The following is a 16,499-nucleotide window of genomic DNA, read 5'->3' as shown; positions in this document are numbered from 1 at the left end:
GCTGCCATTATTAAATTTTACTGTTAATCATCAAGTTGGCATGCACGTACAATATTATCTTGTACCCACTGGCATTCTAGGTCAACATATTGCTCTGTAAAGCTCGCTAAGCTGTTATCTTCGCTAATATAGCCAAATAAGCTCGCTTGTTGTGATGCATTGGCAGTCACTATGCCTTTCAACTCCAGTAACTCATTGCTGTTGTCACGCTCGACTTCACTGACAATATAGTTTTGACCGTCAATAATCCCTTCAAGCTCTAACCATTCACCTGAAAGTGTATCTGCTGTTAACTCATCTTCAAACACCGTTCTGTTTGTTACTTGTAAGTTGAGCCCGTTGATAATGACGTTTCCATCACTGTAGTTGGCAAGACCAGAAACACTAAAGCTAGGGGTTGAACTTGGCGCAGTATGGCTTTTCTCAAGATCGATTTCGTGAGCTACGAACCAGTTATTAGCTTGTTGCCATACGGCATCTACTTCAATTGTATCTCCAATCGCTAATGTTGTGCGGGTAATGTCTTCGAACGTGGTTTGTTCTGTGATACTAACTTGCCACTGATTATTCAGCGTAACGAGGGTGATGTCATTATTAATAAACGTAATTGTGCCGTGTAATTCTGTGTCAGTATTGTCATTGCCTTCAAAATTGTGCTCAGCGTCAACCTCGTGTGCAATGATTAATTTTCCATCTAGGTAACCTTCTAGCTCAACATATTGGTTATTTTGTAATGTGCCGTCTATATCTGCATGTTGGTATTGAATGGTTAAATTACCTAATTTAAATGTAGATGCTGCGGTATTTAACTCAGTAATGAAGCCTTCGAGCTCCAATTCTGCATTATTAGTTAATGGTTGTTGGTAGGTAACTGTAAATTCACTGTGGTTATTGTTGTAACCACTTAGCTCAACAAGGCTGCCATCTGACAGGTTTTCTGTCTTTAGGTTATTTAGTTTGATCCCTGCAATGGTTGCGCCTTGTTCGTTAATACTGATAGGTCCTTTGAAGCTTGGATCGTAGTCAATCTCTGTTGCTTCTTTTCCATTCGTTTCAACTTCTACCATCATACCAATTTTTAGATCTTTGATTGATGCGCGGTTGTCATCAATTTCAATATCAGCATTATTTGCTGCAATTTGATGCTGATTAACGGTAATACTGGTATCAGATAGCGCACTAACCTCACCGACTAATAAACTAGGAAGGGTAAGCGTATTTTGTGCTGGTTGCTCATTGTTACCACTACTGCCACAGCCAGTAAGGAGTGCGCTGATTGTCGCTAATGTGATAATAGATAAGTGATTTTGATTGCTTAGTTTAGTCATGATTAGTCCTTAAATTAGTCAGTGTTTGTAGTTTAACTAAGCAAGGATTGCTACAAGGTGGAGAGCAAATTAAATTTTGTTAATGTTTGCAGCGAGAACTAACGTTGGTTCTGTATAGTAAATAAATCTTAAAATACTACAAAAGTGTACAGTGTCATTGTGTACGGCTTGCGATAAGGTAGGTTTTTATCTGCATATTTTGCAAGGAGTTTACCCTTTATGAGTCAACTGATCAGTCGAGCAACTGCGGGCCTAGTAGCGGTAATTATTGGTTTTACCAGCTCAATTGCCTTGATTTATCAATTAGTCATGGTGCTAGGTGGTACGCCTGATTTGGTGGCCAGTTGGGTACTTATGCTAGGCCTTGCGATGGGAGCAAGCTCTATTGCGTTGTCATATTACTATAAGGTTCCTATTTTAATTGCGTGGTCGACAACGGGGGCAGCATTACTTATTTCAAGCGCACAAGGTTATACCTTAAATCAAGCTGTTGGAGCGTTTATGTTCTCGGCAGTATTGGTGTTTTTATGCGGGATCACTGGTATTTTTGAAAGAGTGATGAACAAAATTCCGAGTCAGTTAGCGTGTGCGATGCTGGCGGGTGTTTTAGTGAATTTTGGTATAGATGTATTCAATTTTATGAATGAGCTGTCATTAGTCATTGGTGTCATGGTCGCTGTTTACTTATTTGGTAAACGTTATTTTCCGCGTTTTGCGATGTTAGCTGTTGTTGTGGTTGGCTTTTTAATGGCAGGCTTTACTGGGCAAATCGATACAAGCAGTTGGCAATGGAAATTAAGTGAGTTTGCGTTTATTGCTCCTGAGTTTGATTTAAATGCCATGATCAGCGTAGGCTTACCGCTGTTTATTGTGACGATGACATCGCAAAACTTACCGGGCATCGCTGTTTTAAAGGCTCATCAATATAAGGCGCCAGTTTCGGCGGCTTTGAATGTTACGGGGCTTTTAAATGTATTGATTGCCCCGTTTGGTGGTTACTCGATAAACTTAGCGGCAATCACCGCTGCAATTTGTATGAGCCCCGAAGCTGATAAGAATCCTGATAAACGTTATTGGGCAAGTATTGCTGGTGGTGTGTTTTATATCATCATGGCGTTACTAGCGGCAACATTAGTTGGTTTAGTAGCGAGCTTACCACAAGCACTGATTTTAGCCTTAGCGGGCATAGCCTTGTTTGCCACAATTGCCAGTAGTTTACAGCAAGCGTTAACGGAGGCTTATTATACCGAGGCAGCCATAGTGACATTTTTAGTGACGGCTTCAAACCTGACATTGTTTACCGTTGGCTCGGCGTTTTGGGGGATTGTCGCAGGAGTCATAACCTTAGTGATGACACGTAAAGATTAAGCGATGGAAATAAACCGATGAAAGTAATACGAAGCCAAGAATTTACTGCCAACCGTGCATGGGGCGCACTAGATATTGCCAATATGAATGGCATTACAACACGTCTGCATTGGACGGATGAGCCATACAAGTGGCATATCAATGATGGCGAAGAAGTGTTTGTGGTATTAAGTGGTCGGGTTGAGATGCTCTACAAGCAACAGGGTGAAGTATGCACAGAGCTACTAAGTGTTGGGGATATTTTTTATGCCAGTGTTGGTACTGAGCATGTGGCACACCCAATAGGTGAGGCGCGTATCTTGGTGATAGAAACGCAAGGGAGTGTGTGATAGTTAAGTAGGCCCTCGTTACTAGGGCCTACTTAACATTATTTTAGCGAAGGCTTAATGACTTCGTACATAGCATTGATGTGGTCATCACGCGTATTCAGTGCTGGAATATAGCGGTATTTTTCACCGCCAGCGTGTTCGAAGTTTTCGCGGTTTTCGCCCTCTAATTCTTCTAATGTTTCTAAGCAGTCGGCACTAAAGGCGGGGCTTAAAATTGCAACATCTTTGATGCCTTCTTTAGGGTAGCTTTCAAGTGTGGCATCTGTGTATGGTTTTAACCATTCAGCTTTACCAAAGCGACTTTGGAAGGTGGTCACTGCAAAATCTTTTTCTAAGCCTAACTTTTCGGCAACTAGGCGTGTGGTTTGCATACAAAAACAGTAATAAGGGTCGCCGTTTTCTAAAAACAATTTGGGCGTCCCGTGGTACGAAAAGACTAGTTTTTGTGGTGTACCATGAGCGTTTAAATCCTCGCTAATACTCGCTGCTAGGGCGTCAATATAGGTTGGGTTGTCATGGTAACCATTAATAAAATGTAGCTCTGGGACCCAGCGCCATTTACGTAATACGTTCGATACAGCATCAAAAGTCGAACCGATTGTGGTGCTTGAATACTGCGGATAAAGTGGTAGCACAATCACCCGAGTAATGCCTTTTTCGCGAAGCTCTTCAAGGCCTGCTTCAATTGATGGGTTACCATAGCGCATAGCCATAACAACCTCAGTATCTTGATGACCTTTTTCTTTTAAAAGAGCCGCCAGCTTTTTGCTTTGCTCGCGGGTTGTATGTGTTAATGGTGAGCCGTTTTCAGTCCAAATACTTTTATAAAGTGCTGCAGAGCGTTTTGGACGAAGTGTCAGTACAAAGCAATACAGAATGATCATCCAAATAAAACGTGGGATCTCGACAATACGTGGATCAGATAAAAATTCGCGTAAGTACGTTCTCAGTGCCGCTGTTGTTGGAGCATCAGGACTCCCTAAATTGGTCAATAAAATGCCCGTTTTTTTATTGAATCTGCCGTCATGCGGCTTGTCTGTAATAGCGGAAAATCGCGACACTGAGCGCTCCTTTTGAAAGTAAACGTAATATAAATCATATTGTAACGAAGTAATGGGGTTATGTGATCACTTTTGTTCGTTAATTTTTGATCATGATTCTGAAAGGGTTTGGTTTTTTCGCTTCAAGTTGCTGAAGCTTGGCAATCGATTTCGCACCAAAGATATGACCTTTTGGCAATAACATAATGCCATCGTAATTTCTTAGTGCATGACCGAGTACCATGCCATTCTTTAGCTCATCAGCAGACAATATTTTCATGCTACCCACTTGCTGATTACTTGCGCACGTAATTTTTAAACTCGCTAAGGCTTCAAGTAATTTGGGATGATAATACGTACCACTGTATAACTGTAATTGATCTAATGCGCTTTCAAATTTGTTTCCTTGTACGGTTACATTATCTACGGCTTGCCAAAAATCACGGGCGACGGCTAAGATCATTGCTGTAATTGGAATATCTTTACCTTTTAAGCCTTTGGGGATGCCTGTTCCGTTGTAATGCTCAAACTGATGGTAAATGGCTTCAGAAACATCATGCAAATGTGTTGCTGGCATGAGCATTAATTGTGCTGTACTTGGATGTGTGTAGAATATTTTTTTTTGATTTTCGGGTAATTCACGAGTCGGCGTTTTATATAGTGCTGGTTCCATAGCGAGTAAGCCTATTTGTGCTAAGTAACCTGCCATTTCGGCCATATTAATATGCTTTTGATCCAGCCCTATACTTTCTGCAATTTGTTTGCTGGTGCTGGCTATATTTTGCGCTTGTATGCCATCTAAATAAGGATTGGCATTAATAAAGTTATATAAAATTTCAAATGTTGTGCGATGTTCATGCTTTTCTCGCTCGTTTGCTTCTTCTAATTGCTTAAGCACTTTACGGATCTGCTGTGTGCGCTTTTCGACCATTTGCTCAAGGTTGTTATTGAGCTCTTTTAGTTGATTATTTTGCGCTTTTATTTGTTTTTCGAGCTGTTTATTTTTGCGTTTTAGCGCCGTTTTTTCGATACCATCATTCACTGTTCGTATCAGTAACTCGTTTTGCCATGGTTTTTGTATATAGGCGTGAATTTTTCCTTTATTAACAGCAGAAATGGTGCTGTCTATGTCAGCGTAGCCGGTGAGCAAAACACGGTGTACATCTGGAGCAATATCAAGTGTTTGTGCGAAAAAGTCAGCACCGTCCATATGTGGCATACGCATGTCGCAAATAATGACATCAAATGTGTGAGTATCGAGCAGTTTTAGTCCTTCGTTGGGAGCAAGCGCTGTTTTAACACTTAAATGATAAGACACAAGTAGCCTTTGCAAAGTGCGCAATACAATTTCATCATCATCAATGCATAAAACTTGAATATGTTCTTTTATTGCTGGTTCTGCCATAGAGGACGCACTATGAATTATCTTTAATCAATAACATAGCTTCAAATTGGGGCTTGTGCTAGGTTTTAGTAGAGATGATTTTATATTTTGAGGCTAAAAATGGATGATTTTAAACAAGCCTACTTACTTGAAAAAGCAGCCAGAGAAGAGGCCGAGCAGCTATTAGCTGATAAAAGTCGAATCCTGGTCGCGCTAAACAGTGAACTAGAACAAAAAATCATGGATTTAAAATGTCATCAGGCTTTATTCATACAAGCCGAAAAGATGGCTACTTTGGGAACTTTGTGTGCGGGCGTGGCGCACGAAATTAATAACCCATTGGCCTACAGTATGAGTAATATTGATAGTCTGAAAAGCCATTGTGCTTATTTCAGCGAATTGCTTGAACTGTGTGATGAGTTTGTATGTAGCACAACAGATAAGGAAGCATTTTGCCAACGTCTTAGCCAACTAAACAAATCACATTCGTTTCGTTCTGTTTCTGATGATTTACCTGAGCTGATAAGTGACACCGCGCAAGGCCTTCAGCGAATCAGTAAAATTGTAGCTAATTTATTGGATTTTTCTCGTCCTAAAAGCCATGAAAAGCAATTTTCAGATATGACAGATGCTGTTAAAAGTGCACTAAAATTACTTGCTAACCAATTAAAGCATTGTCAATTACACACTCATTTTAGCCCTATCTCTGTAAGTTGGTGTAATTTATCTGCAATTAGCCAAGTAATTGTAAATATAGTGATTAATGCAAGCCAAGCTTGTAAAAACAATGACAATGCTAACATCATAGTATCTGTTTATGAACTTGAAGGACGCATCCATATTGATGTTGAAGATAATGGGTGTGGTATGAGTGAGCAAACTATCGCTAAAATTTATGATCCTTTTTTTACCACTAAACCAGTAGGCGAGGGCACAGGAATGGGAATGACAATGGTGTATGCTATTGTCCATGAGCATCAAGGAGAGATCGATATTCAAAGCGCTGAGGGAATGGGGTCACGAATTAGCTGTATATTTCCGGTGTTTAATCAAATTGGTTTAGAAGGTTAATCATTTATATTTTGCATTAGTATCCTTTTTTGTGTTGGTTTTTAGTGAAATTTAACCAGTGCTAATTTGTAAGTTCCGTTATTTGAAAAATTTATACCTAAGTCGTAACTTTTTTTTCTTCCATTTGCTTGGTTTGTTGATAGGATGTTTCTTAAAAGTTAACTCGCAGGCATGAGTTAGCTTTCAACACAGTGATTTTAAAATCGACTATACGTGCTTAGTGGTTACTTTCGTTTTTCTAAGGGGCGTCTCACTTTAACGAAAGTTAGCCTAAAACTATCAACAGGACACATATGACAACACATTCTTTTAACTTACTTGCCGTAGCGGTGAGTTTAGCGCTGACGGCGACTTCTACGCAGGCTCAAGAAGCACAAGGTACAAAAGCCGATAAAAATATAGAGCAAATATCAGTGCTTGGTTCGCGAGTGGCTAATCGGACTGCTACAGAGTCTTCATCTCCGATTGATTTAATTGATGCTGATACATTAAACAAAGGGGGCTTCACTGAGCTTGGCCAAAGCTTACAAGCAACCGCACCATCCTTTAACTTTTCTCGTACTCAGGTGTCTGACGGATCAGACTTATTTAGACCGGCTACGTTGCGTGGTTTGCAACCAGATCAAACGCTTGTGCTTATAAACGGCAAACGCCGTCATAATCAGTCTATTTTTGGTTTAAATGGAACAGTCGGTGCGGGTGCTGCTGGTACTGATATGAATGCGATTCCGCTGACTGCCCTAAAAGGGGTTGAAGTACTTCGAGATGGTGCTGCTGCGCAGTATGGATCAGATGCTATCGCGGGGGTTATCAACTTATCGCTAAATGATTCGACGGGGATAACTACAGGGTATGTGCAAGCAGGGAGTACAGGCGAAGGCGACGGCGATACAATATCGATTGGTTTAAATCGTGGTTTTGATTTAGGCGACGAAGGTGGTTTTATTAATTTTTCAGCCGAATATCGGGACGCTGACGGTACTAACCGAGCACAACGAGATACCGGCGGAGCTTTAGGCGAGCCAGCAGGGGCGCTATCAGATGATGTTCGTTGGGGACAAGGTAATGCTGACAGCGAATTTACATCGTTATTCTATAATATGGCTTTGCCACTAGGGGATTTTGAGCTGTATTCATTCGGCGGTTATTCAAATAGAACTGCATTAGGCAATGGTTTTTACCGTAATTACAATGAAGCAGCCAAAAATGTAGTGCAAGTATACAGTGATGGCTTTTTACCACGTATTGATAATGAAGCTGAAGATATCTCGGTAGCCTTAGGACTTCGTGGTGACCTGAATACAGATTGGAGCTATGACCTATCTGCTGTGTATGGTGAAAATAGCTATGATTTTACGTCAAAAAATACCATAAATGCTTCTTATACTGCTGAGTTTGTAGCGAATAACCCTGATGCGAGTGATGCAGATATTGCCGCAAATGCGGGCCCAACGGGCGGTTATTCTGGTGGTTTTAGGTTTGATCAAACCACCGTTAATGCCGATCTAAATGGTATTTTAGATGTTGGTCGTAGCGAACCTGTTTATGTATCGGTAGGTGCTGAATACCGAAAAGAGAATTATCAAATAGTGCCAGGTGAAGAGGCCTCATACGCATGTGGCTTAGCGAATACCGATACCTCATACCCTGCGGTCAATGATGAGGGGGTATTTGCTGAGTGTGGTTTTCAAGCTTATAACGGATTACGTCCAGAAGCGTCAAACAAAGAAAGCCGCCACAGCTACGCTTTTTATGTAAATGCTGAAACCTTAATTACCGATGCGTGGCAAATCAGTACCGCACTTCGTTATGAAGACTTCTCTGATGCTGGTGATGACATCATTGGTAAGCTGGCAACACGATATGAAATTACAGACGACTTTGCAGTCCGTGGTGCGATCTCATCAGGATTCAGAGCACCATCATTACAACAAAGTGCATACACTGCCTACACCACTAACCTAGGTGCAGGAGGTGTGTTGTTACAATCGTTCACTGCAACGGCGGGGTCTGATTTCCCTTCAGCACTTGGCGTGGATAATTTAGGTCTTGAAAGCTCTGAAAACTTAAGTGCAGGCTTTGTATATAATGTAAGTAGTGAATTATCGTTAACCGTTGATTTTTATCATGTTGAAATTAAAGACCGTATTACACTAGGCAGCTTGATGTCGGCAAATGATGTGGCGTTTAGTCCAGAGGCCGTTGCGGCGTTAAATGCCACAGGTGCCCAGCAAGCTAACTACTTCTCAAACTCTGTTGATTCAACAACTAAAGGGGTGGATATCATTGCCTCTTACCGCACTGATTTGTATGAAGGTAACTTCTCTGCGACTTTTGCAGGTAATTTAAATGACACAGAAATTGATGATGTTAATGCGCCAGAAGGGATCCCTGATTCAGTTGCTCTTGATGACTTACAACGTAGCTTTTTAACTGATGGACAACCGGGTGAGCGCGCAACACTGACTTTTGAGTATGATCGCGGTGATTTCAATAGCATGGTGCGTTTCAACTATTACGGCGAAACGGATGTTAAATACTTTGGTAATGATCACATCGGCCTTCCAGATGAGCTATCGCCAACAGGCGAGTTCAAAGATACCAGCACTGTTGAATCAGCTGTATTAGTTGATGTTAATGTTGGCTATCAATTGACCGATGAACTGATGCTATCGGCAGGTATTGATAATATTTTTGATGTAACACCTGATGAGTTAGGTGAAGATGAGGTGCTTGATTTTATTACTAATAAAGCTTTTAAGTATCCTGTTCGTGCTTTACCTTATGGTTTTGATGGCATGACTTATTACGCAAAACTGAGCTTTAGCTTTTAACGCAATCAAGCTGCAATTTTAAAACTTAAAATAGCGCCACTTGGCGCTATTTTCATTCCTAAAACTAAACAGATCTAAAAGCTCTGTGATAAACCCCCACCAAAACTAAAAGTCGCACGATGCATTATTAGCCAAAGTAATATAAGAATGGTTGCACAATGATAATTGTAAAAAGCGACAGGTGTCACTATAATGAATGACAGATGTCGATTTTCGGCGAGGTGAAATATGAATGTGATTGAAACAGATTACCTAGGTGTTGTTACCGATGGCAGAGTGACCGTTCACTCTAATACAATAGATGAAATTAATGTTGCCACGCAGGGGGTGACAGTCAGTGCTATTAAATCTCTTGGTAAAGAGCTAAATTGGGATGCTAATATTCTAGCGACGTCAATAGGCACAACGACGCGTACTCTTGAGCGTTATAGCAAAGACAGAAAACGTCTTAATGCTAAGCTAAGTGAAAACGCCTTAGAGGTTGCACGTATTTCTTCACAAGGTATAGCTTACTTTGGTGATGTTAAACGTTGGAATGAATGGCTTAGTACTCCTAACATTCAGTTTGCTAATCAAGAGCCGAAATCGGTGATTCATACCATTCGCGGTCGAGCGCTGATTAAGCGTGTTATTTTAGGGCTTGAGTATGGGTTTACTGCTTAATGATTTGTTATCGGATCGCACCTAAAGTACATAACGACCTAACGAACGCGCTATCTGGATTAGGTGGCTTGTATGCGCAGGGACGGTGGCATTTTGTTGGTAAGCCAATTGTGTATACCGCCAGCTCACGATCACTGGCAATGCTTGAACGTTTAGTGAATGACACAACGGATATTTTAAGTAAAAACCTGAGTATCACAACGATTCAAATACCTGACGACCTAAAAGTTATCAGGTTAGTTGCTTCCGAGCTGCCAAAAGCATGGGATGATCACCCTTATATTACTGATACTCAGGCCTTAGGCTCTAATTGGCTTACTTCGATGGAGGCAGCGGTGCTTCAAGTTCCCTCCAGTTTATGTCCAGACGAATATAACTTTTTAATAAACCCACTACATAAAGATATCAGTCGTATTCAAAGCATCGATTGTCAGAATTTTCTTTACCCTAATCGGCTAGCCGCTAAACTTTGAGGTTACTCAAAGTAGTTGATGTGATCTATTTATTTTCTGATGTGGCAACACGCTCACAAATCTCACGCATTTGTTGCTTTATTTGCGGCTCTTTTTCATCAAATAGCTTATTTATACAATCAATGTAGGCTTGATTTTTCTCAAACGGAACGCCAATTTCATAGGCATCAGCGGCTTGACGTAGCATTTCCTTATCAAACTCAGTGAATATATCGACCATTTCTTGGGCTTTCCCTCGCTCAATACCGAGAGCTTCAAAAGCTGAACGCCCCATTCTCATCGTGCTGTCAAACGTTTCGCGAATGATATCCCGACAACCATAGGCCCATAAATCGTAAACATGATGGCGGTCTACTGCGCGCGCAACAACATGTAAATGTGGGTAGTTATACATTGCATAACGTACTAGTTTAGTTATTTGTTCGGCATCATCTAAAGCAACGATGAGCAAATTTGCATTTTCAATTCCAGCCGCATTAAGTAAATCAGGACGCGTTGCATCACCAAAGAAATTACGAATTCCAACTCGCTCGAGTGCATCAAGCTGCTTATAATTATAGTCAATCACGGTCGTTTTATAGCCACCAGCTTGTAAAATACGATCGACAAGGCCACCCATGCGGCCTGATCCTGCAATGATCACATGGCTATCGTCAGGGAAACTTTCTTCTCTACTGCCTTGCTCTGTAATATACCTTGGTGCAATAACACGTTGATAAATAATGAATAAAGCAGGCGAAATCAGCATTGATAGTGTGACAGTTAAAAGTAGCTGATCAGCAACGCTCGAATCGAGCACATTATTTGCCACACTATAGGCTAAAAGGACAAAGCCAAATTCTCCCGCTTGCGCAAGTCCAAGAGCTAGTAGCCAAGATGCTGCGCCTTTTAAGCCAAATAATCGGCCGAGTAAAAACAGCACGAGCGTTTTTGTGATAACAAGGGCGAATGTTAACAACACCGTCACCATGAAATTATCAGTGAGTAGCTGAAAGTTTATTCCAGCACCAACGGTGATAAAAAACAGTCCTAATAATAAGCCTTTAAATGGCTCAATATTACTCTCAAGCTCATGTTTATAAGGAGAGTTGGCAAGCACAACACCCGCTAAAAATGTGCCTAATGCAGCAGATAACCCGACTAAAGACATCATTAACGCGATGCCGATTACAAAAAGTAACGCCGTAGCGGTGAATAATTCCCGAAGTCTAGCCAGCGCGACAAAGCGAAAAAGAGGCGCTGTTAGATAATTTCCACCAAAAATGACCAAGGCAATCATCCCTAGCGTTACAAATGCTGCCTGCCAACTTTCAAGATCTGCAACAAGGCTTAGTCCACTGTGAGAATTTTGAGCCGCACTACTTATACCTTGAGATAGCTCGGGTAAAGCCAGTAAAGGAATAAAAGCCAGCATAGGGATCACAGCAATATCTTGTGTGAGTAATACGCTAAATGAAGCTTGCCCACCATCTGACTTTAATAGTCCTCGCTCTGAGAGGGTCTGTAATACAATGGCGGTGGACGATAAAGATAAGATTAAGCCAATTGTGACAGCCGTTTGCCAAGTGTGTCCGAGCAAAATAGCGACTGTAGCTAAAGCCGCACTGGTTATAATAACTTGCCCACCACCAAGACCTATTAGTTGCTTACGCATTGACCATAATATTTTGGGTTCTAATTCAAGGCCGACGATAAATAACATCATCACAACTCCAAACTCAGCAAAGTGTTGAATTGCAATGACATCGACATTCAGCGCATTGAGCAGCGGGCTAATAGCGATACCTGCAAGGAGATAGCCAAGCACTGAACCTAAACCTAACTTAGTGGCAATGGGTACTGCAACAATACCTGCTATTAGAAAAATGAAGGCGATTAGGAGGATATCTGCCATTTTAGACCTTTTTTATGATAAACAATGTATTAGCACATTTAGTAACTATGGTTGTTTTAAAAAGTATTGCCAATAGGAAAAGCAAGAAAACACTAAATGGGTTGAAAAATAAAAAATCATCCTCAAGTTCGTTAAAGCAGTGAATAAAACAGAAAATTTTTTAAAAACCACTTGCGTAGCATTAAACCGTGTATATAATCGCGGCACTTTAAATAGGAGCAATAAATGAGCAAAAAGAAACATAACCAAAGCCAAGTTGATACTGGTCGCGGTGTTATTAATGACAATGTTTATGCGGCATTGGTCACTTCAAAATTATTTAAATCAAAGGTAGAAAAAGCTAAAAAAGGTAAAGGCGCTTACCAACGTAAGGCAAAACATGCAGGGCGAGAGTCCTATTTAATCGCTGCTTAGATTTTAGTTGTGATCAAATAGGATTTTTACAGAAAAGCAAACTGACAAGTTTGCTTTTTTTATGCCTTGAATTTGCTTCTTAAACTGAAAAGTGAATAGTGGAGAACAAAAAACACACAATTTTTTATACATTTTTTTCTAAAAACTAGATTATTAGTTATATACCCAAATAAGAAACGTATTTTATTTGCCGTTTTAGCCCGTTTCTCTCTCCATTTAATTCAAAAACCCTGTGTTAATCATCGTTAGCAAGGTTAATTGGTTGTTAACTTTGTGTTCACTTTTTAGTTGTAGAATCCTCTCTCGGTTTCATTAAGAGTAAATGGATTCATTCTTTTTGGTTTGTAACTAAGCATTTTACGCCCAAAAGGATTTGATTTTTACCTTTTATCGGTAATTTTAAGGTTGACCCATTTATTTTTTGTGTTACTTTTAAGTTGGAAATGTAAAATAAATGTTATAACAACCTTGGGCGGAGGGAGCGAATGAGCTCACATCAATTTATAAAAAATGCCTTTAAGCTAAGTGCAATGTCACTTGGATTATATGGCTTTACAGCACAAGCTGCAGTTGATTGCAGTAATCTAGAAGTATGGCAACAAGGACAAACGCACGTTGGCGGTAGCCAAGTTCAGGCTAATAATAATGCCTATGAAGCCAAGTGGTGGACACAGTCAAACCCCGTGGAGAATTCTGGCACGGATCAAGAGTGGCGTTTTTTGGGAGTTTGTGACAGCGTTGTCACTGATAACCAAGCTCCTCAAGTCACTAGCTTAACACCTGCTGATGGTTCTTTATTTAATAGTGGTGACAGCGTTGTCATTGATGCGCAGGCGAGCGATGTCGATGGCAGTGTCGCCAGTGTAGAGTTTTTTGTTGATAATGTTTCGGTTGCCGTTGTGAGTGCACCACCGTATTCAACTAACTGGCAAGCGGTTGCTGGCAGCCATGTTATAAGTGCCGTTGCAACGGACGATTTAGGTTTAGTATCGACTGCTGTCGCTAACACGGTGAGTGTGTCGGGTGTTGTAGACCCAACAAATCAAGCACCCACAGCCAGCATTGAATTTAGTGCTGTACCCAATGAAATTACCGTTGGCTCAGAGCTTGTGTTTGCACTATCTGGCTCCGACAGTGATGGTCAAGTAACAGGACTTAGTTTGTCTGAAAATGGCACCGCTGTTCACCAAGCTAATACTGCATCTTCAAGCTATACATGGCAGGCTACCGCTTTAGGTCAAGTTACTTTCATGTTAACGGTGACAGATAACGAAGGTGCGACTGGCACAGCAACTAAAGTTGTTAATGTTGTTGAAGCAACCCCACCTGGTGCAGATTGTAAACCACAAGGCTTATATCAAACTCCAGGCGTAAATACGCCGTATTGTACTGTGTATGATGCAAATGGTCGTGAAAAAATGGGCGCAGATCACCCACGCCGTGTTATTGGCTACTTCACAAGCTGGCGGAATGGTGCAAATGGTCAACCTAGTTACTTAGTGAACGATATTCCATGGGATAAGATCACGCACATCAACTATGCATTTGCTCATGTTGATGCTAACAACAAGGTATCAATTGGCGACCCTAATGCACCTGGTAACCCTGCCACTAATATGACTTGGCCTGGTGTGTCGGGTGCAGAGATGGATCCAAGCTTTAGTTACTCAGGTCACTTCAATCTTCTCAACAAGTTTAAAAAACAACACCCAGATGTAAAAACACTGATTTCTGTTGGTGGTTGGGCCGAAACTGGTGGTTACTTTGGTGCTGATGGTACACGTGTTAATAGTGGTGGTTTTTACACCATGACAACGAATGCTGATGGTTCAATAAACCAAGCTGGTATTAACGCTTTCGCGAAAAGTGCTGTTGAGTTCATCGAAAAATATGGATTTGATGGTGTTGATATTGATTATGAATACCCTTCATCAATGAATGACTCGGGTCATCCGGATGATTTCCCAATTTCGAATGCACGCCGTGCGGGTCTAAATGCATCGTACCGTGTTCTTATGGAAAAACTCCGTGAAGAACTTGATATTGCTGGTCAAAAAGCGGGTAAGCATTACTTACTAACAATTGCTTCTCCATCTTCAGGCTACTTGTTACGTGGTATGGAAACTTTCCAAAGTGTTAAGTACCTAGATTATGTGAACATTATGTCTTACGACTTACACGGTGCATGGAACTCACACGTGGGTCACAATGCTGCATTGTTTGATACAGGCCTTGATTCAGAGCTCGCGCAATGGGGTGTGTATACAACGGCAGAATTTGAAGGTATTGGTTACTTAAATACAGATTGGGCTGTGCGTTATTTCCGCGGTGCAGTATCTGCGGGTCGTATCAACATTGGTATTCCGTATTATACCCGTGGTTTCAAAGATGTATCTGGCGGTACAAATGGATTATGGGGACAAGCTGCACTACCTGACCAATCTAAATGTGCTAAAGGAACCGGTGTTGGTGAGAAGAACAAATGTGGTAACGGTGCATTAGGTATCGATAACCTGTGGCATGATAAAAATGACGCTGGTGAAGAAATGCCTGCTGGCTCAAACCCACTGTGGCATGCTAAAAATTTAGAAAACGGTATCAACCCGTCTTATCTTGAAATCTATGGTTTAACACCAAGTACAGATCCAAATGATGTATTAACAGGCACTTATACACGTCATTACGACAATGTGGCTGTGGCTCCATGGTTATGGAATGCAGATAAAAAAGTATTCTTATCAATTGAAGATGAGCAATCAATGGCAACCAAAGTTGATTACGTTATCAACAACGGCCTTGGTGGCATCATGTTCTGGGAGCTTGCTGGTGACTTTGATTATGACTCAGCAAAAGGTGAGTACTTCATGGGTTCAAGCCTAACGACACTTGCTTACAATAAGTTTAATCAAAGTGGTGTTGCGTATGACACGCATCAAGGTAACGTTAATTTCACTGTTCCGAGTGAAGCGGTTGATGTCAGCTTTACAGTGAAAGACTTCCCAATTGGTGATGATAACTACCCAATTTCGCCTACATTCTCATTCACAAACAATTCAAATATTGATTTAAGCGGTGCGAAAATCAGTTTTGATGTACCTGTATCAACATCAGCTATTTTCAAATCAAATTGGAATGCTCAAGAAAAGCTGGGTATGGCTGTGGATGTGAATGGCTCGAATGCGGCTGGTAATAACATTGGTGGCTATGAAAATGAGTTCCATCGTTTTTCTATCACGCTTACAAATGAGTGGGGCGGTATCGAAAAAGCCTTCAATACAGGCCAAACCGTAAATGCCCAAGTGATGTATTACATGCCAATTACTGGCCCAAGTAACTTCACGATTGAAAAGGGCGGTAAAACATACGCGTTCAAATATGAGTATCCAATGCTACCAGATGCCGTTCCTGGCACGCCAAATTCAGGCACTGACACAGGCGGTAACACAAATGGAAATGGTGCGACATGTGAAGGTGTTGATGTAACAAGTATCCCTGTGTATCCAAACTGGCCGCAAACGGATTGGGCAGGTAACCCAACTCATGCTCTAGGCGGCGATCTTATGAATCACAACAATGTGGTTTACCAAGCAAAGTGGTGGACAAGCGCAGAGCCAGGCACAACAGCTGACTGGACAGTGAGTTGCACACTTTAACTCAATAAGCGGAGCAAGGAGATTGCTCCGCGTTTCTACAGCGAGAAC

General features: G+C 41.2%; 12 protein-coding genes. 8 read left to right on the top strand and 4 right to left on the bottom strand.

Going from position 1 to position 16,499, the window contains the following annotated elements; translation table 11 throughout:
- Positions 1–23 precede the first annotated feature (23 nt).
- The gene (locus PAARA_RS03875; RefSeq protein WP_062567757.1) at positions 24–1,328 is read right to left on the bottom strand and encodes a DUF5666 domain-containing protein; all 1,305 of its coding nucleotides are present in this window, start codon (positions 1,326–1,328) and stop codon (positions 24–26) included.
- Positions 1,329–1,547: 219 nt separating this feature from the next.
- Between PAARA_RS03875 and PAARA_RS03870 the strand changes: the two genes are divergently transcribed.
- Positions 1,548–2,696: a benzoate/H(+) symporter BenE family transporter gene (locus PAARA_RS03870; protein ID WP_062567756.1), complete on the top strand. Its 1,149-nt coding sequence runs from the start codon at positions 1,548–1,550 to the stop codon at positions 2,694–2,696.
- 17 nt (positions 2,697–2,713) lie between these two features.
- Positions 2,714–3,025 carry a cupin domain-containing protein gene (locus tag PAARA_RS03865; protein WP_062567755.1) on the top strand — a complete coding sequence of 104 codons (312 nt, stop codon included), beginning with the start codon at positions 2,714–2,716 and terminating at the stop codon, positions 3,023–3,025.
- Between the two features lie 38 nt (positions 3,026–3,063).
- On the opposite strand, the gene hemH is transcribed toward PAARA_RS03865, so the two are convergent.
- Both hemH and nosR read right to left on the bottom strand, forming a co-directional pair.
- Positions 3,064–4,086 carry a ferrochelatase gene (hemH, locus tag PAARA_RS03860; protein ID WP_062567754.1) on the bottom strand — a complete coding sequence of 341 codons (1,023 nt, stop codon included), beginning with the start codon at positions 4,084–4,086 and terminating at the stop codon, positions 3,064–3,066.
- A gap of 79 nt (positions 4,087–4,165) precedes the next feature.
- Complete coding sequence (nosR, locus tag PAARA_RS03855) at positions 4,166–5,470, bottom strand: response regulator c-di-GMP phosphodiesterase, NosR family (RefSeq protein ID WP_062567753.1); 1,305 nt, start codon at positions 5,468–5,470, stop codon at positions 4,166–4,168.
- A gap of 99 nt (positions 5,471–5,569) precedes the next feature.
- Here nosR and PAARA_RS03850 point away from each other — a divergent pair, with 99 nt between their 5' ends.
- The 4 genes from PAARA_RS03850 (at position 5,570) to PAARA_RS03835 (ending at position 10,490) form a co-directional block, all read left to right on the top strand.
- Positions 5,570–6,520 carry a sensor histidine kinase gene (locus PAARA_RS03850; RefSeq protein ID WP_062567752.1) on the top strand — a complete coding sequence of 317 codons (951 nt, stop codon included), beginning with the start codon at positions 5,570–5,572 and terminating at the stop codon, positions 6,518–6,520.
- Positions 6,521–6,813: 293 nt separating this feature from the next.
- The gene (locus tag PAARA_RS03845; protein WP_062567751.1) at positions 6,814–9,354 is read left to right on the top strand and encodes a TonB-dependent receptor plug domain-containing protein; all 2,541 of its coding nucleotides are present in this window, start codon (positions 6,814–6,816) and stop codon (positions 9,352–9,354) included.
- 228 nt (positions 9,355–9,582) lie between these two features.
- Entirely contained in the window at positions 9,583–10,017 is a 435-nt protein-coding gene (locus tag PAARA_RS03840; protein ID WP_062567750.1) for an antitoxin Xre/MbcA/ParS toxin-binding domain-containing protein, read from the top strand.
- Positions 10,017–10,490, top strand: coding sequence for an RES family NAD+ phosphorylase (locus PAARA_RS03835; RefSeq protein ID WP_062567749.1), 474 nt, complete (start codon positions 10,017–10,019; stop codon positions 10,488–10,490). The genes PAARA_RS03840 and PAARA_RS03835 overlap by 1 nt, the downstream gene beginning before the upstream one ends.
- Positions 10,491–10,515: 25 nt before the next feature.
- On the opposite strand, the gene PAARA_RS03830 is transcribed toward PAARA_RS03835, so the two are convergent.
- Positions 10,516–12,384, bottom strand: coding sequence for a cation:proton antiporter domain-containing protein (locus tag PAARA_RS03830; RefSeq protein ID WP_062567748.1), 1,869 nt, complete (start codon positions 12,382–12,384; stop codon positions 10,516–10,518).
- 225 nt (positions 12,385–12,609) lie between these two features.
- Between PAARA_RS03830 and arfA the strand changes: the two genes are divergently transcribed.
- Entirely contained in the window at positions 12,610–12,798 is a 189-nt protein-coding gene (arfA, locus tag PAARA_RS03825) for a ribosome alternative rescue factor ArfA (RefSeq protein WP_062567747.1), read from the top strand.
- Between the two features lie 485 nt (positions 12,799–13,283).
- Positions 13,284–16,451 (top strand): glycosyl hydrolase family 18 protein, encoded by a 3,168-nt coding sequence (locus PAARA_RS03820; RefSeq protein WP_062567746.1) that lies wholly within the window; start codon positions 13,284–13,286, stop codon positions 16,449–16,451.
- Positions 16,452–16,499 lie beyond the last annotated feature (48 nt).

The organism is Pseudoalteromonas arabiensis (assembly GCF_001550155.1).
Lineage (GTDB): Bacteria > Pseudomonadota > Gammaproteobacteria > Enterobacterales > Alteromonadaceae > Pseudoalteromonas > Pseudoalteromonas arabiensis.
The sequence above is the reverse complement of the archived record's forward strand: the minus strand, read 5'-3'. Positions and strand labels throughout refer to the sequence as shown.